The 21,117-nt window shown below is 43.5% G+C and carries 16 protein-coding genes; 14 read left to right on the forward strand and 2 right to left on the reverse strand.

Features of this window, described 5'->3' with window-relative positions; translation table 11 throughout:
* Positions 1-10 precede the first annotated feature (10 nt).
* The 7 genes from DESYODRAFT_RS00950 to DESYODRAFT_RS00980 all read left to right on the forward strand — a co-directional run bounded on the left by DESYODRAFT_RS00950 (position 11) and on the right by DESYODRAFT_RS00980 (position 7,805).
* Complete coding sequence (locus DESYODRAFT_RS00950; protein ID WP_007778217.1) at positions 11-814, forward strand: nicotinate-nucleotide diphosphorylase; 804 nt, start codon at positions 11-13, stop codon at positions 812-814.
* An 86-nt stretch (positions 815-900) separates the two neighbouring features.
* Positions 901-2,160: a benzoate/H(+) symporter BenE family transporter gene (locus tag DESYODRAFT_RS00955; protein WP_007778220.1), complete on the forward strand. Its 1,260-nt coding sequence runs from the start codon at positions 901-903 to the stop codon at positions 2,158-2,160.
* A 207-nt stretch (positions 2,161-2,367) separates the two neighbouring features.
* On the forward strand, positions 2,368-3,192 hold the full coding sequence (gene larE, locus DESYODRAFT_RS00960; RefSeq protein ID WP_007778222.1) for an ATP-dependent sacrificial sulfur transferase LarE: 825 nt from the start codon (positions 2,368-2,370) through the stop codon (positions 3,190-3,192).
* Complete coding sequence (larB, locus tag DESYODRAFT_RS00965; RefSeq protein ID WP_007778226.1) at positions 3,189-3,950, forward strand: nickel pincer cofactor biosynthesis protein LarB; 762 nt, start codon at positions 3,189-3,191, stop codon at positions 3,948-3,950. The genes larE and larB overlap by 4 nt, the downstream gene beginning before the upstream one ends.
* A complete protein-coding gene (gene larC / locus DESYODRAFT_RS00970) occupies positions 3,947-5,185 on the forward strand; it encodes a nickel pincer cofactor biosynthesis protein LarC (protein WP_007778228.1) in 1,239 nt (412 codons plus the stop codon). The genes larB and larC overlap by 4 nt, the downstream gene beginning before the upstream one ends.
* A gap of 45 nt (positions 5,186-5,230) precedes the next feature.
* Positions 5,231-5,770 carry a carbonic anhydrase gene (locus DESYODRAFT_RS00975; RefSeq protein WP_042338074.1) on the forward strand — a complete coding sequence of 180 codons (540 nt, stop codon included), beginning with the start codon at positions 5,231-5,233 and terminating at the stop codon, positions 5,768-5,770.
* 319 nt (positions 5,771-6,089) lie between these two features.
* Positions 6,090-7,805 carry a long-chain-fatty-acid--CoA ligase gene (locus DESYODRAFT_RS00980; RefSeq protein ID WP_007778233.1) on the forward strand — a complete coding sequence of 572 codons (1,716 nt, stop codon included), beginning with the start codon at positions 6,090-6,092 and terminating at the stop codon, positions 7,803-7,805.
* Positions 7,806-7,997: 192 nt separating this feature from the next.
* Here the strand turns inward: DESYODRAFT_RS00980 and DESYODRAFT_RS28560 are convergent, their stop codons facing one another.
* Positions 7,998-8,135, reverse strand: a complete 138-nt coding sequence (locus DESYODRAFT_RS28560) for a hypothetical protein (protein ID WP_007778236.1) — start codon at positions 8,133-8,135, stop codon at positions 7,998-8,000.
* A 251-nt stretch (positions 8,136-8,386) separates the two neighbouring features.
* Here DESYODRAFT_RS28560 and nrdR point away from each other — a divergent pair, with 251 nt between their 5' ends.
* Positions 8,387-8,863 (forward strand): transcriptional regulator NrdR, encoded by a 477-nt coding sequence (gene nrdR / locus DESYODRAFT_RS00985; RefSeq protein WP_007778239.1) that lies wholly within the window; start codon positions 8,387-8,389, stop codon positions 8,861-8,863.
* 11 nt (positions 8,864-8,874) lie between these two features.
* A complete protein-coding gene (locus tag DESYODRAFT_RS00990) occupies positions 8,875-11,274 on the forward strand; it encodes a vitamin B12-dependent ribonucleotide reductase (protein ID WP_207636373.1) in 2,400 nt (799 codons plus the stop codon).
* A 188-nt stretch (positions 11,275-11,462) separates the two neighbouring features.
* Here the strand turns inward: DESYODRAFT_RS00990 and DESYODRAFT_RS00995 are convergent, their stop codons facing one another.
* Entirely contained in the window at positions 11,463-12,128 is a 666-nt protein-coding gene (locus DESYODRAFT_RS00995) for a uracil-DNA glycosylase (protein ID WP_042338076.1), read from the reverse strand.
* 223 nt (positions 12,129-12,351) lie between these two features.
* Between DESYODRAFT_RS00995 and DESYODRAFT_RS01000 the strand changes: the two genes are divergently transcribed.
* From DESYODRAFT_RS01000 to DESYODRAFT_RS01020, 5 genes are all read left to right on the forward strand, one after another.
* Entirely contained in the window at positions 12,352-13,641 is a 1,290-nt protein-coding gene (locus DESYODRAFT_RS01000; protein ID WP_007778246.1) for a metallophosphoesterase family protein, read from the forward strand.
* A complete protein-coding gene (locus tag DESYODRAFT_RS01005; protein ID WP_007778248.1) occupies positions 13,638-17,252 on the forward strand; it encodes an AAA family ATPase in 3,615 nt (1,204 codons plus the stop codon). The genes DESYODRAFT_RS01000 and DESYODRAFT_RS01005 overlap by 4 nt, the downstream gene beginning before the upstream one ends.
* 168 nt (positions 17,253-17,420) lie before the next feature.
* A complete protein-coding gene (locus DESYODRAFT_RS01010) occupies positions 17,421-18,194 on the forward strand; it encodes an IclR family transcriptional regulator (RefSeq protein ID WP_007778251.1) in 774 nt (257 codons plus the stop codon).
* Between the two features lie 216 nt (positions 18,195-18,410).
* Positions 18,411-19,661, forward strand: coding sequence for a (Fe-S)-binding protein (locus tag DESYODRAFT_RS01015; RefSeq protein ID WP_007778254.1), 1,251 nt, complete (start codon positions 18,411-18,413; stop codon positions 19,659-19,661).
* Positions 19,662-19,799: 138 nt separating this feature from the next.
* Positions 19,800-21,104, forward strand: coding sequence for an FAD-binding oxidoreductase (locus tag DESYODRAFT_RS01020; protein ID WP_007778257.1), 1,305 nt, complete (start codon positions 19,800-19,802; stop codon positions 21,102-21,104).
* Positions 21,105-21,117: the final 13 nt, after the last annotated feature.

Below are 21,117 nucleotides of genomic sequence, written 5' to 3' on the forward strand. Positions count from 1 at the left end.
GGTGATTGCAATGGAGTTGAGAGAGTTTTTGTTTAAACCACTTAAAGATAGGTCATATTCCTTCGCAATCAGAGCCCGGGAAAATGGAATACTGTCAGGAGTAGCCAGGATGAAAGAACTGGCGGTGGAACTGGGATTGGAAGTTATATCAGTCGCTCACGAAGGAACATTGCTAGTTCCCGGTACGGCGGTATTTGCCGCTAGAGGGGATGCTGAGATGGTTACTAAGGCAGAAGAAACTCTTATGGGGGTCATTGGAAAACCCTCCGGAGTAGCCACTGCCACCGCAGACATCGTCAGAAAGGCCAATCCGGTAAAAGTAGTTTGCGGTGCTTGGAAAAAGATAAGTCAATCTACTAAAGGAGAACTACGCCAGGCGGTTATAACAAGTGGGGCAGGACTGCGGATGTCCGAACAACCCTTTGTTTATTTAGACAAAAACTATATCCGGATGTTTGGCGGAGTTGCCGAGGCTGTAGGCCGGGCAAAATTATTTGACCCAGACCGGTTGGTAGTCGCCCAATTACGAGGTGAGGCCCAAGATATTGTCGAAGAGGCCAGAACAGCGGTACAGGCCGGGGCAGGCATTTTGATGGTGGATACCGGTAGTCTGGAGGACTTTAAGGCTGTAAGGGCTGCCGCCGCAGCAGATGGCTGGCGAAAAAGTGTACAGTTAGCCTTTGCCGGAGGGGTATCTGCGGAAGAATTAAAGAACATCGCAGCACTTGGACCGGATATTATCGATGTTGGTCGAGCCATTCTTGATGCTCCATTACTTGATTTTAGTCTTGATGTGGAAAGCGAAGATTGTTAATATCGGCTGGGCTATGGTGGCTGTGAGTAGGGAGCCGGAGCATAGAGAAGTAAGAGGTTTGAAGCGGATAAAGAGGAGGAAATTATGTGATCATTGAAAAGGGATATGATTTACGGGAAAGTTTGGGAGTTTTATGGAAAAACAAAAATGCTGCTGCCATCGCCACAGGTTTAGTAGCTACCCTCTTTAGCACTATGGGACCAGGTCTGATTGTTATGAACGCTGCTAAGTCAGGCGGTTTGACGGACGCCCAAGCTATTTCCTGGCTCCTGGGAATCTACCTTATTGGTGGACTATCGACGATGTTTATGTCTTTGCGTTACCGTATCCCGGTTGTTACAGCGTTTAGTATCCCAGGAGCAGTCATGCTCGCGAAGATACTCCCGAATTTTGCTTTTAGTGAGGCCATAGGTGCATATATTGTAGTGGCTGTGGTCACCTTAGTGCTTACCTTAACAGGGGTTATGAAGAAATTGGTGGAGCGCATTCCTGTACCGGTCATGTTGGGCATGGTTGGCGGTGTATTATTAAGCTTTGCTACAAGTATGTTTACCGCAGCTATTAATATGCCTCAAATTTATGGTGTCATGATAGCCGCGTTTTTCCTATCAATGGCGTTTAAAGGTTTCTCTAAAAAGGTTCCCCCGATTGTTGTCGCGATTATTATCGGAATCGCTGCCCTGGGATTCTTTAATCTGATTACGCCCATTCCGCTATCCTTGGAAATCGCCAAACCGGTTTTAGCATTGCCGACGTTTAGCTTGCGTGCAATTTTAGATATCAGTATTCCTCTCTTTTTCTTAGTCATTGGAGTTCAAAACATTCAAGCGGTTGGGGTTCTCATGGCCGCAGGATATAAAGTACCGATCAATGCCATGTATGTGGTACCCGCTATCGGCACCTTTATTAACTCTTTATTCGGAGCTCATCCGGCTGTAACTGCGGGTCCGAGTACGGCTATTTGTGCTAGTCCTGCCGCGGGTGAAAAGAAAGAGTTCCGCTTTATCGCGGCTTTCTCAGAAGGGGTCTTTTGGGTAACCTTTGCATTGTTGGCCAAGATTATTGTAGACTCGGTGAAAATGGTTCCCAAAGAATTTACGGCTGTTTTAGCAGGGTTAGCTATGTTTGAAGTCTTTAGAAGTGCCTTTGAAGGAGCTTTTGCCGGCAAATTTAGAATGGGTGCTTTAGTCGCTTTCTTTATCGCGGTTACAAACCTCTCGATCTTGAATATCGGAGCTCCTCTGTGGGCAATCTTTCTTGGTCTCCTGACCTCTTTCATAGTTGAAAGAGCGGACTTTAGAGCTGACAAGATTGAGAATTCTGAAGCTATTGAAGCAGCAAAATAAATAGGTATTACCTCAATTCCTCATTCTGGTATAGTTCTTAAAGGATCTAGAAGTAAAAATAAGCTAGCGGGCGGCGACTGTCGCCCGCTGCTCCCTAAATAAGAGCATAACGGGACTTACGACTTGTCAATTAAGCGAGTTGATCTGAGCCGATAAGATAGAGCAACTAAAATTCAAATACATTTGGAAGGTACAGGAGGGAATTTGATGAAAGCAGTTGATAGGGAGAAACTGGATAAACTGCGTAAAAACTTAAGGGATATGGGAAGTGTCCTTATTGCTTTTTCAGGTGGAGTTGACAGTACTTTTCTGCTTAAAGTTGCGCTGGAAGTATTGGGCGACAAAGCCTTAGCGGTCACAGCGACTTCCTCAACCTATCCTGCTCAGGAGCAGGCGGAAGCTCAAAAACTGGCTCGCGAATTAGGGGCCAGACATAAACTAATCGTTTCGGAAGAATTGGAGATTGAAGGGTTTGCGGATAATCCGCCAAACCGGTGCTATTACTGTAAGAATGAACTATTCTCCAAATTGCTGACAGTTGCCAAGGATGAGGGAATAAATTACGTGCTTGATGGTTCCAATTTCGATGATTTAAATGACCACAGACCGGGAATGAAGGCAGCCAAAGAATTGGGCGTACGCAGTCCTCTGAAAGAAGCAGGTATCACTAAGGCGGAAATTCGTTTTTTTTCTAAGGAAATGGGCTTATCAACTTGGAATAAGCCTTCCTTTGCCTGCCTTAGTTCCCGTTTTCCGTATAATTCAAGAATAACGAAAGAAAAGTTGACCCAAGTAGATCGAGGAGAAATGCTGCTGCGTTCCTTGGGCTTTCAACAGTTTCGCTTACGTCACCATGGTGAAATTGCCCGGATCGAGATCCCCCGGGATCAATTCCTGCTTATGGTAGAAAAAGTAGACCAAGTTGTTGAGGAGCTAAAAGCTTGTGGCTTTAGTTATGTTACCATGGACCTTCAAGGTTACCGGACGGGGAGTATGAATGAAACTTTAAATGAAGAGGACAAAAACGTATGAATGAAAAAAGCCTGCGTGATTTGCTCATAGGAATCAAGCATCACGAAATTAGTGTGGATGCCGGATTAGAAAAATTGAAGGATCTGCCCTTTGAAGATTTGGGCTTTGTTAAAATCGATCATCATCGCCAGCTCAGGCAAGGATTTCCTGAAGTTATTTATAGTGCAGGCAAAACAACTGAACAAATCGTTACCATCGCCGAAAAGCTGGCCGAAAGAGCAGATACGAACATTCTGGCCACTAGGGCTAATCATGATGTTTATGAAGCTGTTGCTGCACGAATTCCTAACGCTGAGTATTATGATTTAGCTCGCTTAATTGTGATACGACGGGGTGAACAGGCAAAACGAGGACATATCTTAGTGCTCAGTGCCGGAACCTCAGATCTTCCTGTCGCAGAAGAAGCGGCTATTACCGCCGAAGTAATGGGCAACCGGGTGGAACGCCTTTATGACACAGGGGTAGCCGGTATTCATCGTTTATTAAGCCAAAAAGATAAGCTTTTGGCCGCACGGGTTTTAATCGTAGTTGCTGGAATGGAAGGAGCCCTTGCCAGTGTAGTCGGAGGGTTGGTGGACAAACCGGTGATTGCTGTGCCCACCAGTGTTGGTTATGGTGCCAGTTTCGGCGGCTTGGCCGCATTGCTGGCTATGCTGAACAGCTGTGCCAGTGGTGTCAGTGTGGTTAACATCGATAATGGTTTCGGTGCAGGTTATCAGGCCAGTTTAATTAATAAATTAGGGGAGGTCGATGTATGAGAATCGCCTACTTTCATTGTTTTGCCGGGATAAGTGGAGATATGACCTTAGGTGCTTTAGTTGATGCTGGTTTAGATTGGGAGCAACTGCAAACAGATTTAGCCAAGCTTCCGTTGACTGGTTATCAATTGCAAAGGGAAAAAGTGATTAAAAAAGGTATCAGCGGGACCAAGGTACACGTTTTAACGGAGGAAGGCCATGTACACCGGCATCTGCGGGATGTTCGGGAAATCATTAATAGTAGTACGCTGCCGGAAGTTGTTAAAGAAAAAAGTATCCAGGTTTTTACTCGCTTGGCTGAAGCTGAGGCCAAAATACATCAAACCTCTGTTGACAAAATTCACTTTCATGAAGTCGGAGCCATGGATGCCATTATTGATATTGTTGGTTCAGTTATCGGTTTGTGGAGGCTGGGGATTGAGGAAGTATATGCTTCACCAGTGCATACCGGAACCGGTTTTTCGGAATGTGCCCACGGCATCATGCCAGTTCCTGCACCTGCGACCCTGGAACTATTGCAAGGAGTTCCTGTTTATTCGAAGGATATTGAAAAAGAATTAGTGACTCCAACCGGAGCGGCAATTATTACAACCTATTGTCAGAATTTCGGCAATATGCCGCCGATGCGGGTTGATAACACCGGTTATGGGGCAGGTGGGCATGATTTAGTCATTCCAAACTTGCTGCGTGTAACCATTGGTGAAAAACTGGATCACGTTGGTTCCGACGGACATATTCGTTATGGCGGCAAGGGACATGTCCACCAAGGAGAAGCCCTGATGATGGAAGCCAATATCGATGACATGAACCCGGAGTTCTATGATTACCTGATTAACAAATTCCTTAAAGCTGGGGCGATGGATGTTTTTTTGAGAAAAATCCAAATGAAGAAAAATCGCCCGGCCATAGTCTTAAGTTTATTGATTCATACCCACCAATTGGAAACATTCTATCAGCAGATATTTTCTGAGACAACATCCATCGGAGTTAGAGTTTATCCTGTGATCAAGTATATGCTGCCTTATGAAATTAGGACTATACAAACCAAGCTAGGTCAAGCTAAGGTGAAAGTTGCCCGTTATCAGGATAGCCTGCGTAATGTGGCTCCAGAATATGAGGATTGCCGAAGACTAGCAGAAGAGCAGCAGATACCCCTTAAAGAAGTTTACGATATGATCAAATGTGAAGCTTACCAACAATTAGAAGTCAATTCCTGTTTGGAGATCAAAAAATAAAGTCCTCTGGACGGAATTTGGATTTGTTTGGAAGGGAATGGTGAAGTGGACAAATTAATTCGCGTATCAAGTAAGGACGATATTTTTCCAGAATATAGAGAAACCCCGGTTGGGCTTCTTTTGGAATACCATAATCTTCATCGTTCATTTGATTCATATTCGAAAGCGCAATTATTAATAGGAATGTGTATGGATAATCGGAAATATCTTCGCATTCCAGATAATTTTGCCTATATAATCCGCAGCGGTGGGGGGAATTTACGTTACAGTGAGTTTAAAGTATCGTATGCGATTGCTATTGGCGGCGTAAAGGCCATAGCTCTGCTAGGCCATAATAATTGTGGTATGGTAAATCTTTATTCCAAAAAGGAGAAATTTATTGAGGGGTTAGTTGAAAATGCAGGATGGAACAAAAAATATGCAGAGGAGCATTATATGAATTTTGCTCCAATGTATGAAATTGGCAACGAAATAGATTTTGTTTTAAGTGAGGCTGCACGATTAAGATTAAGATATCCGAAAATATTAGTTGCACCACTATTTTACAATATACAAGATAACAAATTTTATCTTATTAAAGAATGATTTACTAAGGTCTCAATAGGCTATAACGGTAATTTTATGCATTCAAAGAAAAAACGCTTATCCGAAAGGATGAGCGTTTTGTTATATTATACCCTGATTTTATTGATAGCAGGTTGAATAGTTTTGAAATTACCGTTTAAAAAAAACGTAAATGTGTCAGTACACAGTATAGGCTCAAAAATAGATAGTAACAAGAATGAGTTAACTGAATAATAATAATATATAGAATATTGAGATAAATCCATATTCAAACAGAAAAAGATGTGCTAAAATTGAAAATGAATGAGTAAACATTCAAGACTCGAAGGGGGATGGGAATATGGAAGCAGCTACCTTTGAAAAACCATGGTTTCGTTTTTATGAGCTCAATGTTCGGAGGCGGGTAGAAATTCCTGAAATAACCTTGGTTGAAATGTTAAAACAAACAACGTTAAAGTTTCCTGAGAACCCAGCATTGATTTTCGGGGGAAAAACAATTACGTATAGAGAAATGGACAGTCTTATTGAGCGAATGGCTAAAGTACTTAGGCAAAGAGGAGTAAAAAAAGGAGATCGAATTTCTATATTTATGCCTAATAGTGCTAACTGGGTCATCTCATTCTTTGCAATTCAAAGAGTAGGAGCAATCGTCGTACAGACGAATCCTCTCTATGTGGAAAGTGAATTAAAAGCTTTATTACAAGATTCCGGGGCTATAGGAATCGTTTCTATACCACCGCTTTTGCCCCGAATTTCCCCAATTCAAGCGGAGGTAGGACTTGAATTTATCGCCTTAGACTATTTAAGCAAAGTATCTGGATTAGCGGGGTTGGGATTAGCAGATAATCCTGTCTATATTGATCTGGAGGAAAAACTCTCTGATCCAAGTATAGATGAGTTGGAGACTCCTCCGTTTGTATGCCAATCTAATGATACAGCAGTTTTGCAGTACACGGGAGGGACGACCGGAACGGCTAAAGGGGTTATGTTAACCCACTATAACCTTGTAGCCAACGCCTTACAAGCGTGGGAATGGATTGTGGGTCATGAGGGAAAAGAAAGAATATTAACGGTGTTACCTTTATTCCATATCTACGCTTTAACAGCTTGTATGAACTTTTCAATACTATCCGGAGGAGCTATGATTATTCTGCCTAGGTTTGATATCGATGCCGTGCTTCAACACATCAATGATTATGAACCGACGTTCTTTCCAGGTGCCCCGACCATGTATGTTGCAGTCATTAATCACCCCCGGATTAAGGAATATAAAGTCTCATCAATTCGGTGTTGTTTAAGTGGATCAGCCCCGCTTCCTAAAGAAGTTGCGATTCGTTTTGGGGAACTAACGGGCGGAAGGTTGGTCGAGGCCTACGGTTTATCGGAAGCTTCGCCGGCTACTCACCTGAATCCGATATTTAATTCCCGCGTTGGCTCAATCGGTGTTCCAGCACCGAATACAGATGCTAAAATTATGGACTTAGAGACGGGACAAAAGGAACTCCCGGCGGGGGAGATCGGGGAACTGGTGGTTAAAGGGGATCAGGTTATGTCAGGATATTGGCAAAAACCTGAGGAGACAGCAGCTGTTTTACAAGATGGCTGGCTTTACACGGGAGATATAGCCTATAAAGATGAAGATGGTTTTTTCTATATTGTTGACCGGAAGAAGGATATGATTATCAGTGGTGGTTATAACGTTTATCCGCGCGATGTGGAAGAAGTGCTTTATACTCATCCGGCTGTGAGAGAGGCAGTATGTGCCGGAATTGCTAACCCGTATTGGGGAGAAATGGTTAAGGCATATATCGTTACTAAAGAGGGATCTAACGTAACAGAAGAGGAGATTTTGAACTATTGCCAAGATAAGCTGGCGACGTTTAAAATTCCTAAGCAGATTGAATTTCGTGAGAGCTTGCCCAAGACGGCTGTAGGGAAAGTTTTGCGTCGTTACTTAGTTGATGAAGAGCGAGAAAGAATGTTGCTCCAAGAAAATGCTGGTGCGAAAGCCGAGGTAGCTGCTACAGAAGAGCTCACAGAAAGCATTAACGTATAGTAAACTTGTTCATCTAACGATAAATAGCATAGCAAAGGGAGCCGCAATGATGCTCTCTTTGCTATGGTGTATGAAGGACAAAAAGGAGGTATCCTAATCTGGATGCCTCCTTTTTGTCTGCTTTTAAGACTGCCGCTTTATATAGTGAAGGGCGTTTCTTTTAAATATACTAAATTTCGTAGTTCACCAATCTTACTTCTTGGATCTTAAGGCTTCTTCTTTGGATAATCCATGTCCGTCTCTTGAATCCATGCTGGGCTGATCTTCCGGACGGGATGGAATGGGCTTAGTATTAGGGTTGGCGTTTCTTTCAGGAAATTTCTTAATCACTTTTAGGTCACTCCTTCCTAAGATAACCGGTTATCTAATATCAACAAAACTAGTTTGCCCTTTTTACATGAGGATTACTATTTTGAATTAATAAAAGTAGCTTATGTAGAAATCTAAGGAAAGAAAACGATTGTGAATAGAAATAAGCGAGGGAGAGAAGAAGAGGGCAAAATAACAGCCTAAGAGAGTGTTGACACACAATATATAGTGTGGTTAAATTCATAGGGGCACTATATGTTGGGGGTGGAGTTGTGCACTGTCCATTCTGCGGAAACGAGGAAACAAAAGTTCATGATTCTCGTCAAGTTGAAGAAGGATCTGCGGTCCGTAGACGTAGGGAATGTGAACGCTGTTTGCGTCGTTTTACCACCTTTGAAAAGTTTGAGGATTCTCCCCTTGTTGTTGTAAAAAAAGAGGGGAGACGAGAAGGTTTTTCTCGCTCTAAGATGATGGCCGGTATGCTCAGGGCGTGTGAAAAACGATCGATTTCTATAGAAGAAATCGAAAACGCAGCCTTTGTGATTGAAAAGAGACTGCGTAACCGTCATGAGCGAGAGGTGTCCAGTTCAGAAGTTGGAGAAGCTGTGTTAGAGCAATTATTTAATATGGATGAGGTTGCTTACATACGTTTTGCTTCGGTCTATCGTCAGTTCCAAGACATACAACGCTTTATGGAAGAGTTACATGAACTTATCGAGAAGCGGGGTACTATTAACAAAAGAGATTAGTTTAAATAGTGATGAAGGAAAGTTGGGGATACGAGTTGAGTTTCGTGGGACAAGCACCAAAAAACTGGCCGAAGGTTAATTTAACGCCTAATGCACAAGTTGTATTGGCCAGAAGGTATTTAAAACAAGAAAATGGACAAGTAGTCGAAACTGCTGAGGATATGATTTATCGAGTAGCTAGTGTAGTCGCAAGGATTGAAGAGGATCTATATGGGAAGGGCAAAGAAGCAACAAAAGCTTTGGTCAAAGAATTTTATACCATGATGGCCAATCTCGAGTTTATGCCGAACTCGCCTACCCTGATGAATGCAGGGCGAGATCTTGGCCAATTGAGCGCTTGCTTTGTTCTGCCGGTTGAAGACAGCATGGAAGAGATTTTTGATGCAATAAAAAATGCGGCCATTATTCATAAATCGGGTGGAGGAACTGGTTTCAGCTTTTCTCGTTTACGCCCTAAAAACAGCATGGTTCGTTCAACGGGTGGAGTAGCCTCCGGTCCGGTTTCTTTTATGAAAGTGTTTAATTCGGCGACGGAAGCAGTTAAACAAGGAGGTACTCGACGGGGAGCCAATATGGGAATTCTCCGGGTGGATCATCCTGATATTATAGATTTCATTCAATGCAAAGAAGATAACAAAGAAATTACAAACTTTAATATCTCTGTTGGAATTACGAACAAATTTATGCAAGCTGTTCGAGAGGGGCGTCCTTATGATTTAATTGACCCCCATACTAACAGTACAGTCGGGCAATTATCTGCGCCGGAAATCTTTAATAAAATTGTAGATCATGCCTGGCAAAATGGAGAACCGGGGATTGTCTTTATTGATCGATTAAATGAAGGGAATCCTACCCCGTTGTTAGGGGAAATTGAAGCTACAAATCCTTGTGGTGAGCAGCCTTTGCTTCCAAATGAAGCCTGTAATTTAGGCTCGATTAATCTAAAACTAATGGTGATCGAAAAAGACGGAAAAATGGTCATCAACTGGGAAAGACTGAGTCAAGTAACGAGACTATCTGTCCGTTTTCTGGACAACGTAATTGATGCGAATCAGTATCCTCTGCAAATTATTGAAACAGTGGTAAAAGGGAATCGTAAAATTGGCCTAGGTGTCATGGGATTTGCAGATATGCTCATTTTGCTTCAGGCCTCGTACTCGACTGAAGACGCTGTCGAGTATGCAGAGAAAGTAATGAAATTCATTCAAACAGAAGCCCGCATTGAGTCCCAACGTTTAGCTGAAGAAAGGGGAACCTTTCCGAACTATGAAGGCTCTATTTATGACGGAGTTATGAAACTGCGCAATGCCACTTTAACAACGATCGCTCCGACAGGAACTATTTCCATGATTTGTAGTGCTTCTAGTGGAGTAGAACCTCTCTTTGCGGTAGCTTATACTAAAACTGTGATGGATGGAACGGCCTTAGTCGAAGTTAATCCACTCTTTGAAGCCTTTGCTAAAGAATTTGGCTTTTATTCTGAGGAACTCATGCGGAAAATCGCCGATAGAGGGACTGTCCTGGGCTTGCCTGAAGTCCCAAACTGGGTACAGGAAGTTTTTACTACAGCTCAAGAGATTGCGCCCGAATGGCATATTCGTATTCAGGCCGCCTTTCAGAAGTATACGGATAATGCTGTTTCAAAGACCATTAATTTTGCTAACTCTGCCACACGTGAAGAAATAGCTGAGGCCTATCGATTGGCTGATGAACTGAATTGTAAAGGTTTAACCGTCTATCGCGATGGCAGTCGGGAAGAACAAGTGCTTTCCACAGGAACTTCAGCGGGACAAAGTGAAACTGAAGAATCAAGCGAGTGGGTTATTCCAAAAACACCGTTTATTCCGGAAGTAAATACGGTTGTCCCTCGCCCGCGCCCAACGACGACTGTAGGGGTTACAGAGAAAATTAAAATTGGTTGTGGGAACCTCTATGTGAGTGTTAATGCAGACGAAAAAGGAATTTGTGAAGTCTTTACGAATACTGGTCGTGCCGGGGGGTGTTCATCCCAATCTGAGGCAACCGCTCGTTTGATTTCTATTGCACTGCGTTCAGGCCTATCGGTCGATGCAATTACTGAGCAGGTTAAAGGAATACGCTGCCCGGCTTGTATACGACGCGAGGGGGTTAATGTCACATCTTGCCCGGATGCTATTGCTCGTGTCATTAGGAAATACAGTGAAGTTGGGATTAATTTTTCCGATGTCCAGATGAAAGCCAAGGAAACAGCGCTAGTACGTGAAGGTACCGGCCCAGATAAACCGGGGTCTGCCCCTTCAGGAAAGGTTACTGTGAAAAAGGCCCGAGCCAAAGTCGCTTCTGCGAATGCCTGCCCAGAGTGTGGTAAATCCATTAACCACGAAAGTGGCTGTGTCGTATGCACACACTGTGGGTACTCAAAGTGTGGGTAAAGGGATAAATATTATAGTTCGATAATAGTATAAGGAATGCACGACTTACGAAAAACTTCGGACTATGTAAACCCATAGTCCGAAGTTTTTAAATTCTAATTATGTAAATCATAGGATTAAGTCTTAAAAGTAGACTTCAACATCTATAGGAAAGCTTATCAAAGCCTGGATAGTCAGCGATTATTGAATTATTCGATCTGCCAGTCAATGGGGACTCTATTATTAGAGATTAAAAAGTTATTTGCTCGGGAAAACGGTTTACTTCCGAAAAAACCTCTGCTGGCAGATAAGGGGCTTGGATGAGCAGATTCGATGATTAAATGATGGGGATTGGTAATAAGCCTCTTCTTAGAACGAGCATTATTACCCCATAAAATAAAGACCACAGGATCACTTTTATCGTTAACTAACGAAATGATTCTATCTGTAAAGATCTCCCAACCCTTGTTTTGATGAGAATTGGGCTTTCCGGCTTCAACGGTAAGTGAAGTATTGAGGAGCAATACACCCTGTTCTGCCCATTTTCGAAGTGAGCCATGTTTAGGTATTTTACACCCTAGGTCGGACTGGAGTTCTTTGAATATATTCTGAAGTGATTTGGGAAAGGGTACTCCAATATTAACAGAAAAACTAAGTCCCATTCCCTGGCCAACATTAGGATAGGGGTCTTGTCCCAAAATGACTGCTTTAGTATTTTCGTATGAGGTAAAGACCAAAGCGTTAAATACATCTTCCTTCTTAGGGAAGATCTGTTTATGTCGATATTCGTTTTTTACCCAAGCTAATAATTGAAGATAATAGTCCTTTTTTATTTCATCATCAAGTAGTCTTTTCCAATCCGCTTGTACTGCCATGGCTTCTATTCCTTTTCTCGTTACTGATTGATTTGTAACCATTTTAATCCTTTGAATAAGGATAACATATAGTTCGATCCTAATCTATATGCTGCAGAAGCATGTATAGAAAATTTCTCAGGGGTGTATAGCTTTGCCTGTTTCTAAAAAAGACCACAATTTTTTGGCTGGGAAATGCTCTATAATGAAACTATAGAGATAGTATGAAAGGAGCTAGTAACTAATGAGGATTTTACACACCTCGGATTGGCACCTTGGACGTACGCTTGAGGGGCGCAGCCGGATTGAGGAACAAGTGAAGTTTATTAATGAACTTTGCAGGATTGTGGAAGATGAAGCAGTGGATCTTGTTTTGATTGCGGGCGACGTTTTCGATACAGTTAATCCTCCTGCCATTGCAGAAGAACTTTTTTATGATGCTTTAAATCGGTTGTCGGCCGGCGGAACCCGGGCCGTAGCGGCAATCGCCGGGAATCACGACAATCCGGAGAGACTTTGTGCGTCGAGCCCTCTTGCGGTGCGGAATGGAATAACATTATACGGCCTTCCCAGAGAGATATTGACGCCTAGTCCTACTTTCTTAGCCCAGTCGAATCAGAGAAGGGTTACAAGAGTCGCCGCTGGCCAAGGGTGGGCGGAGTTACATATTCCTAGCTGTCCTGATCCGGCCATTGTTGCTATGTTGCCGTACCCTTCTGAGTCCAGACTTAATGAAGTTCTAACTGAAAGCTTAGATGAAGAAATCCTTCGTGCAGAATACTCTAAACGAGTGCAGCAGCTATTCTCCTCCTTTGGGCAGCACTTTCGACCAGATGCGGTCAATCTCGGTATGAGTCATCTCTTTGTCCGAGGCGGGCTGGAGTCTGAGTCAGAGCGTCCAATTCAATTGGGAAGTGCTCCCACTGTCGAAGCGGAGGCGATGCCCATTGGTGCACAATATGTTGCCCTTGGTCATTTACACCGTGCTCAGGCGGTCAAAGGGACAGCTGTACCAACTCGTTATTCTGGTTCTCCGTTAGCCTATAGTTTTTCAGAAACAGGGTATGCCAAATCCGTAATTCTTGTCGAGGCTTTTCCCGGTCAAGAGGTGACGACCCGGGAAATCTTCTTAAGCGCCGGTTATCCTCTTGTCAAATGGCAGGCTAAAGAGGGATTGGGTCAAGTACAGCAGTGGATCGATGAGGGCAGGGATTTTAATGCCTGGATTGATTTAGAGGTCTTTGTGACAAATGCACTTCAGCCTCAGGATATCCATAATCTGCGCCAGCGGAGGGAACGTCTTATTAATATCCGTCCCGTTTTTCCTGAAACCGAGAAGCTCGCTGCGGAAGCTCGCTCAAAACTGCCTATTGATGAGCTTTTTCGTAAATTTTACCAGGAGCGAATGGGCGGAGCAGAGCCGGAGCAGGAATTGGTCAGTTTATTCTTATCCTTGATTGATTCAGACAAAGCTACACTTTCGGAAGGCATTAAGACACAAAGAAGAGGGGATGAGGAGGCGGAAACAGCATGAGGCCGATTTACTTAAGAATAGCTGGTTTGAACAGCTTTAGAGAAGCTCAGGAAATAGATTTTGCAAAATTATGTGAAACCGGCGTGTTTGGGATTTTTGGTTCAACTGGCAGCGGAAAATCGACAATCCTTGATGCCATCACCTTGGCCCTATACGGAACCGTCGAACGGGCGGCTAACAATACCCAGGGAATTCTTAATCATGCGGAAGTTCAACTTAGTGTAGAATATACCTTCTCATTAGCTGAAGGGGATCAACGGACAACTTACCGTGCAGAAAGGGCTTATCGACGCTCTGGAGAGCGTACGGTTAAAGCTTCGACTTGTCGATTTGTTAAAATAGTTGATGAAGTTGAAACGGTCTTGGCCTCCAAGGCCGATGAGATGACTAAACAAATCGAAGCGGTGTTAGGTCTTAATGTTCAGGATTTTACGCGAGCCGTGGTTCTTCCTCAGGGTAAATTTGCAGAGTTTCTTACAATTAAACCTAAGGATAGACGGCTAATGTTAGAACGGCTATTTTCCCTTGAAGCCTATGGAAGGGAACTAACAGCTCGTCTTACAGAAATGATGGAGAATACCAGATTCAACCTAAACGGTGTAGAACAAAGGCAACAGGGTTTGGGAGATGCGTCGGCAGAGCGGGTTAAAGAAGCAGAGGCTAATTTAAAAAGTATTGCTGCAAAGTCTGAAGAGATTTCCAAAGAGTTATATAATTTAAACATCCAGTATGACGAAGCAAAGATGATCTGGAGTCTTCAAGAGCAGCTGCAGCACCTTAAGCACGAAGAGGCCGGGCTGATGCTGCAAAATCCAAACATTACTAAACTTGAGGAACGCTTAGGCCTAGCTGGACGTGCAGAATCAATTCGGTCACTCCTGGAGGAAATAACAGTATCAGAACAGCGATTTAAAGAGGCCAGAGATCAGGCCGAAGACTCAGATAAGCAGCTTATTGCGGCCAAGCTCGATAAGGAAACTGCCGAAGGTAAATGGTTTGCCGCAAATCAAAAACGGCAAGAGACCGAACCTTTCTGTCTGCGCAGATTAGAACAACTTGAGCAAGCCAAAGAACTGGAAAGTGAGATTCAAGCACGGCAAGGACGCTTAAATGAAGCACGTCTCAAATACAGCGTGCTTGACCGAACTCGGAAGGAATTAGAGCAAACGATTAAAGTCGCTAGCGATAGAAAAGCAGAGATTCAAAAACAGCAACAAGATGTAAAGAATCATATTAACCAAATTACAGTCGATCCTGCCCAAAGGAGGCGGGTTAATGAGTCTGCCCAAACCTTAGAAGGGTATGAGATGGTCGCTAAGCAAGTGGAGGGCTTGCAAAAGGACTTGGACAGAAATTTATCTGAAATTGAAGAGCGGCAATTAGAATTGCAGATGGCTCAAGGGGATGTTCATACTGCGCAGAGGATAGTAAGGCAACTGAAAGAGACCTTGATGGGGACGCACCAAGACCCACCCATTCAGGAGGAAATCTTAAGTCAACAAGCTCAAGGATTGGAACGTGATCGGCATAAGATCGCTAATATTGAGCGTGCTGAGCAGGAAGAACTCGAAGAACAAGAGCGGTTGCACATAATCTTGGAGGGCTGCCGAAAATCAGAAGCTGATATAGAAATTAAGCAAAAGGCCATGGATAAGATTTCGAAAGCTGTTAGCGATTTAACATTATTTGTTGAGAGAAAAACGGCTGAAGTGGAAGAGCTAAAGCGAGAAAACCTTGCTGGGTTACTGGTTGAAAACTTGGTAGAAGGTGAAACGTGCCCGGTTTGTGGTTCAATTCACCATCCCAAACCTGCTCAGAGATTGGAAAATGAGAGGATGGACAAGGCGAGGATTGAACTTGAGCGGGCTTCAATAGAACTCCGGAATGGGGAAAGGGAAAGTGCGGAAGCTAAGACTGCTCTTGCCGTAGCTAAGGTTCAGATGTCGTCCCAAAAAGAGTTGATGCAAAAACAAACAGATCTTGTTGCGGCCAAAGGACGTGCTGTAGTTGCTTATCGTGAGGAATTGACTGAGGCAGACCGCAATAAGAATCTTCACACTCTAAAGGCCGAGCTTATTGAACAAGAAAATAAGTTAGCTAACCAACGACGGGTCTTGAACTTGTGGAGAACGGATCAAGAAAAATGGAACCGGCAGTTGGAGGATGCCCAGCAAAAGCTAGCTGAAGCAGAAAAAATGCTGCATAAAACGGGTGCCCAAATTGCAACGTTAGAGGGAGTGGGAAAAGAGCTTCGCAATCGTCTAAACCAACTGCTGGATGATAAAAAACAGCGAAAAGATGTTTTAGATAATTTGCGTGGTGAGATTGGGATAAACGATATCGTGATACTGCAAAAGCAATACGCAAACTGGGATGAGTTATTAAGCGCTTTAAATCAGAAATTGACTGGGTTTGAGAAAGAGCTGCGGAAAGAGGACGAGGCTCTGGAGGGATTCGCTCGGGAAAAGACCAACTGTGAACTGGAACTCCAAAATCTAAAAACTGTAGGTACAGAAGCGGCGCGTGATTTAGAAGAACTTCAGAAGAAATGGGATACGTTAACTGAAGGAAAGCCCGCTAATGAACGAATTGAGCAAGTTAAACACGACTTGTCCCTTGTAACAGGGACGGAAGAAGCATTTAAGCAGGCTTATGAGCAGGCTAAAGAGGTATGCAAACAGGCGGAACAAACTCAGGCAGTCAGCTATAAAACCCTGGAGTTAACTCAAGAAGGGTTTAAAATAGCTCAGAGAAAGCTGGACTTGGGTCTTCAGACAGCAAAATTTGCGACTGCGGCAGCGGCCCAAAGTGCCTTATGTGAAGGCTCGGAGCGGTTAAAAATGGAACAGACTATTTCAAGCTATCGACAAAACGTATTGGTCAATAAACAAAAACGGGACGATGTGGAAGAGATACTTAACGGGCGATGTCTTCTTCCCGAGGAATGGCTGGCTTGGCCGGTTCGGCTCAAGAAACTTCAAGAGGCTCATACTGAAGTCAGCGAACAGCGGGGTGCCGGCCAACAAAGGCTGGAAAAACTCAAAGCCGCCCATGAAGAATGGATGCGCTTGGAATGTGAACGAAGCTCCCTTAACCACCACCAAAATTTACTCAAAACCTTACAGACGGTTTTCAAAGGAAGTGCTTTTGTTGAATTCATTGCGCAAGAACAATTAACCAATGTATCTCTCCATGCATCTGAACGTTTGAAACAGTTAACCAACCAACGTTATGCTTTGGAAGTCGATGCTGAGGGTGGATTTATTATGCGTGACGATGCTAACGGTGGAGTACGCCGTCCTGTAAGCAGTCTATCAGGTGGAGAAACCTTCCTAACCGCGTTAGCCCTTGCCTTGGCATTATCTACCCAGATCCAGCTCCGTGGAGAATCGCCTTTGGAGTTTTTTTTCCTCGATGAAGGGTTTGGAACGCTGGATGCGAATCTTCTGGAGAATGTGATGAATACACTTGAGAAACTTCGCCTGCAAAACCTAACGATTGGTATTATCAGTCACGTGCCGGAACTAAAAAATCGCCTTTCTCGCAGATTGATCCTTACTCCCGCTCAGGATGGCGGGAGTGGGAGCAAGGTTAGACTGGAAATGGCTTAGAGAGCTAATATAACTAGTATTATCAAAGATCCTTTTATTCACATTAATTATTTTTTATCTAATTTGAAAATTTAGTATTGACTAAAGTATAAAAAAAGATCATACTACAGAAAAGATTAAAACATAGTTTTATATATTGAAACTTATTCCAGATTGGAGGATCTACCCGTGTCAGAAAAATATGTGCAAACCCTCGAACGGTCGCTGGATGTTCTTGAAGTTCTGGCTCATGCTGAGGAACCGTTAGGGGTTACAGAAATTGGAAGTCGTGTTAGCCTGCACAAAAGTACAGTTCACCGAATTTTACAAACTTTGTGTCATCGAGGCTATGTGGAGAGAAAGTCCGATAGTGAGCGCTATCAATTGGGTATCAAAATTATTGAACTGGGAATTCGCTTCTTTAACGATTTGGAAATACGGAAAGTTGCGGCTCCTGCTCTAAGTGACTTAGTAAAGGTACTTGATGAAGTCGTCCACCTGGTGCTTCCTGACGACGGAGAAATTGTCTACATCGACAGAGCAGAAAGTTCTCAAGTGGTTAGTATGCATTCTAAAGTAGGACGCAGAGCTCCAATGCATTGTACAGCAGTAGGAAAAGCAATACTGTCAACCTTACCGGAAGAGGAGGTTCGGCATATTCTTGAGCTTAAAGGTATGACAAGATATACTCCTAACACCATTACAGACCCGGAAATCTTATTGACGGGCTTGGAAGAAATTCGATTCAGCAAGATTTCTGTTGAAAGGGAAGAAAATGAGATAGGAATCATATGTTTAGGAACCCCTATTTTTGACTATTCTGGGCGGGCGATTGGAGCGATCAGTGTTTCCGGACCAGCAAGCAGGATTGATGAAAAGGGAATTGAGTGGATTGGGGAAGAGCTGAAAAAGTCAGGAGAATTGATCTCGGCTAAACTAGGGTTTGGCTTTTACCAAAAGTAATAAAAGGGAGATAGGGTTTTTGTAAAAATGTGAGTAAAAACTAAAATTTTTGAAAAATTCTATTGACGATTGAGGCATATAGAGCAATAATATAGTCATAAGTAATTTGAAACAATGTTTTGATAAATGAAACAAATTGACAGTTTGAGGGAAAGGAGCGACAAATCAAGGTGTCAGGTCTATATTTGAAAGCTGTAAATGAAGGGGGAAGGATCAGTGGGAGTTTTAGCAGACGTATATGAAATGCTAAACACGTGTAACAAGTGTGGTGGCTGCCATACAGCTTGTAAGACCTATAAATTGACCGGGGAAGAGACAATGGTTGCACGCGGCAGAATCCAGCTCATCAAAGCTGTCGCCGATGGGAAATTAGAACCTAATCAAGAGTATGAAGATTCTATCATGAGTTGTTTGTTGTGTGGAGAATGTGCAGTCACTTGTCCAAACGGTGTACATGGCAATGAACTTGTCATGGCAGCGCGGCGAGATCTGAAACTAAGAAAAGGAATCAAGCCATTTGCTAAGTCCTTTGCTTTAAAAACCTTGGCAAGTCCGAAAAGGTTGGGTATGGGATTCCGTCTTTTCGGAGGAATGGGCAAAAGTGTCCTCAATAAACTTGACGGACTGGATTATTTTCGCGGTATTGATATTAAAAACTTCCCTACTGCCAAAAAGCCTTTTTTGGACCAGGTCCCGGAGAGGATTACGGTGCAGCAGCCGAAGCATAAAGTTGGGTTTTATGTGGGCTGTTTTCTCAATTACTCCTTAGACCAAACCGCTCATTCTGTGGTTAAGGTCTTAACGAAGAATGACTGTGAGGTTATTATTCCAAAAGATCAAGTGTGCTGCGGTCTTCCGCAATATTGCTATGGTGACTTCGAAACAGCGAAAGAAAACGCCCGCCAAACTATAAATACTTTTTTAGATAAGTATAAGGATGCCGAAGTTGTTCTCTCCGCATGCGCGTCCTGTGCCGCGATGCTTAAACATGATTATCTGAAGCTCTTTGCTGATGAGCCGTCCTATCTCCCCAAAGTTAAATTGTTCTGTGAAAAAGTGGTTGAGTTTTCCGAATATATGGACAAAATTGGTGTCGATCAGAGCAAACTTCACAATTCAAGTCCTCTAACAGTCACCTATCATGATCCTTGCCACATGGTTCGGGGTCTTAAGGTAACAAAGCAGCCCCGGCAATTGCTGCAAATGATTCCTCGGGTTGACTATAAGGAAATGTTTGAAGCTAACCGTTGTTGCGGGGCAGCCGGTTTAATACAAGCATTCTATCATGAGGTATCAACCGATATCACAGATCAGAAGACACAAAACATCAAGGATACCAATGCGGATTTGGTGGCTACAAGTTGCCCGGCTTGCATGTTGAGACTTCAAGGCGGCATAAATAAAGCCGGCCAAAAACAAAAGGTTATGCATGTTGCTGATTTAATGGCTAAAGCTTACGAAGACTAATTGAACGTAAGAATTACATTAACTTTATATAAGGTCTGACCATTACAACTCATCATGGTCTGGCCGAAAATTGAAAATTTCCCTTTGCGGAACATGCTGACCGCAAGTTCTAGTAAATGAGTGGAAGGGCGGGTAGTCATGAGTAACGTTAATATCAGTAAGTTAAAGGGGATTGTCGGTGATGCCAATGTCATCGACTCTCCTTCAGAAATGGCTAGATACCTAAAAGGAAAAGGTAAGCCTGCAGTTGTCGTCTTACCTGGGAAAACGTCTGAAGTTTCAAGTATCGTCAAATTGGCCAATGAACAGAATGTGAAATTAGCGGTAGGCGGGGCAGTCGTCGATACCCAGGGGATTACGGGTGGGATCGCGATGGTTATGTCCCGGATGAACCAGATTTTAGAAATGGATCAGCTAAACCTTGTGGCGGTCGTCGAACCGGGACTTCTTCATAAAGAATTTCTTCTTAAAGTTTCGGAAGCCGGATTAAACTTTCCTCCGGAGCCCTATGAAGTCGAAACCAGTTCGGTTGGCGGCTGCTTTGCGATTGGAGATTCCGATTCTAAATCCTTTGAATATGGCCCTACTCGGACGTTCCTTTTAGGATTTGAAATGGTTCTCCCGACAGGGGAAATCCTGGATATCGGCAATAAATGTATTAAGAACGTTTCTGGTTTAGATTTCATCCACTTCGCTGTCGGAAGCCAAGGAACATTTGGGATTTTCACCAAACTTCTGGTGAAGCTCTTACCTGCACCGGAGGCTAAAAAAGCAGTGATTGGAACTTTCCCATCTATGCATAAGGCGAATCAAACCTTCAATACTTTGATTAAGCGGAATGTGCAGCCGACCCGGATGAATCTCATCAATGCATCTCTGGCAAAAAATGCTAAACCCGGAACGGAAGGGCAACTTGTGATTATTGATTTGCAAGGATTTAAAGAGTCGGGTAAAAACATCGCTAATGAAGTTGCTGCAGTTCTTACCTTAGGCGGAGGTTCTGATGTAAAGATCATTGAGGACGAGGTTGAGTATGATCAAGTGATCAATGGCTGGCTTAAGGTCCGCGCCGACCTCAATGCTAAACCGGAGCGAACCGTGGAGTTTACAGTTGGCCCGATGAAAATGCCTCAAGCTCTGGCACAGCTCGAAGCGTTTACAGGAGATCTGGGGGCTTATCCTGGCGTAATTGTCGAAGGACTTCTCGGATATGTTTGTTTGGCTCTGCCAGAGGAAACCGATAAACTTGATTTAGCCAGAAAAGTGAATAAACTGGCCATGTCCCTGGGCGGGAACGTGAAGGGCCTCTTGGGTCATAAGCTCAAAGCTGAAGTTTACAATGATGCGGAAATGTGGAAGCAAACCACAGGTTTGCTCTGTGAACTGCGTCGACAATTTGATCCCAAAGGGATTCTCAACCCTGGGGTAAGTCTAGAGGCTTAAGAAGAAGGAGGTC

The sequence above is a fragment of the Desulfosporosinus youngiae DSM 17734 genome (genome assembly GCF_000244895.1).
Classification (GTDB): Bacteria; Bacillota; Desulfitobacteriia; order Desulfitobacteriales; family Desulfitobacteriaceae; genus Desulfosporosinus; species Desulfosporosinus youngiae.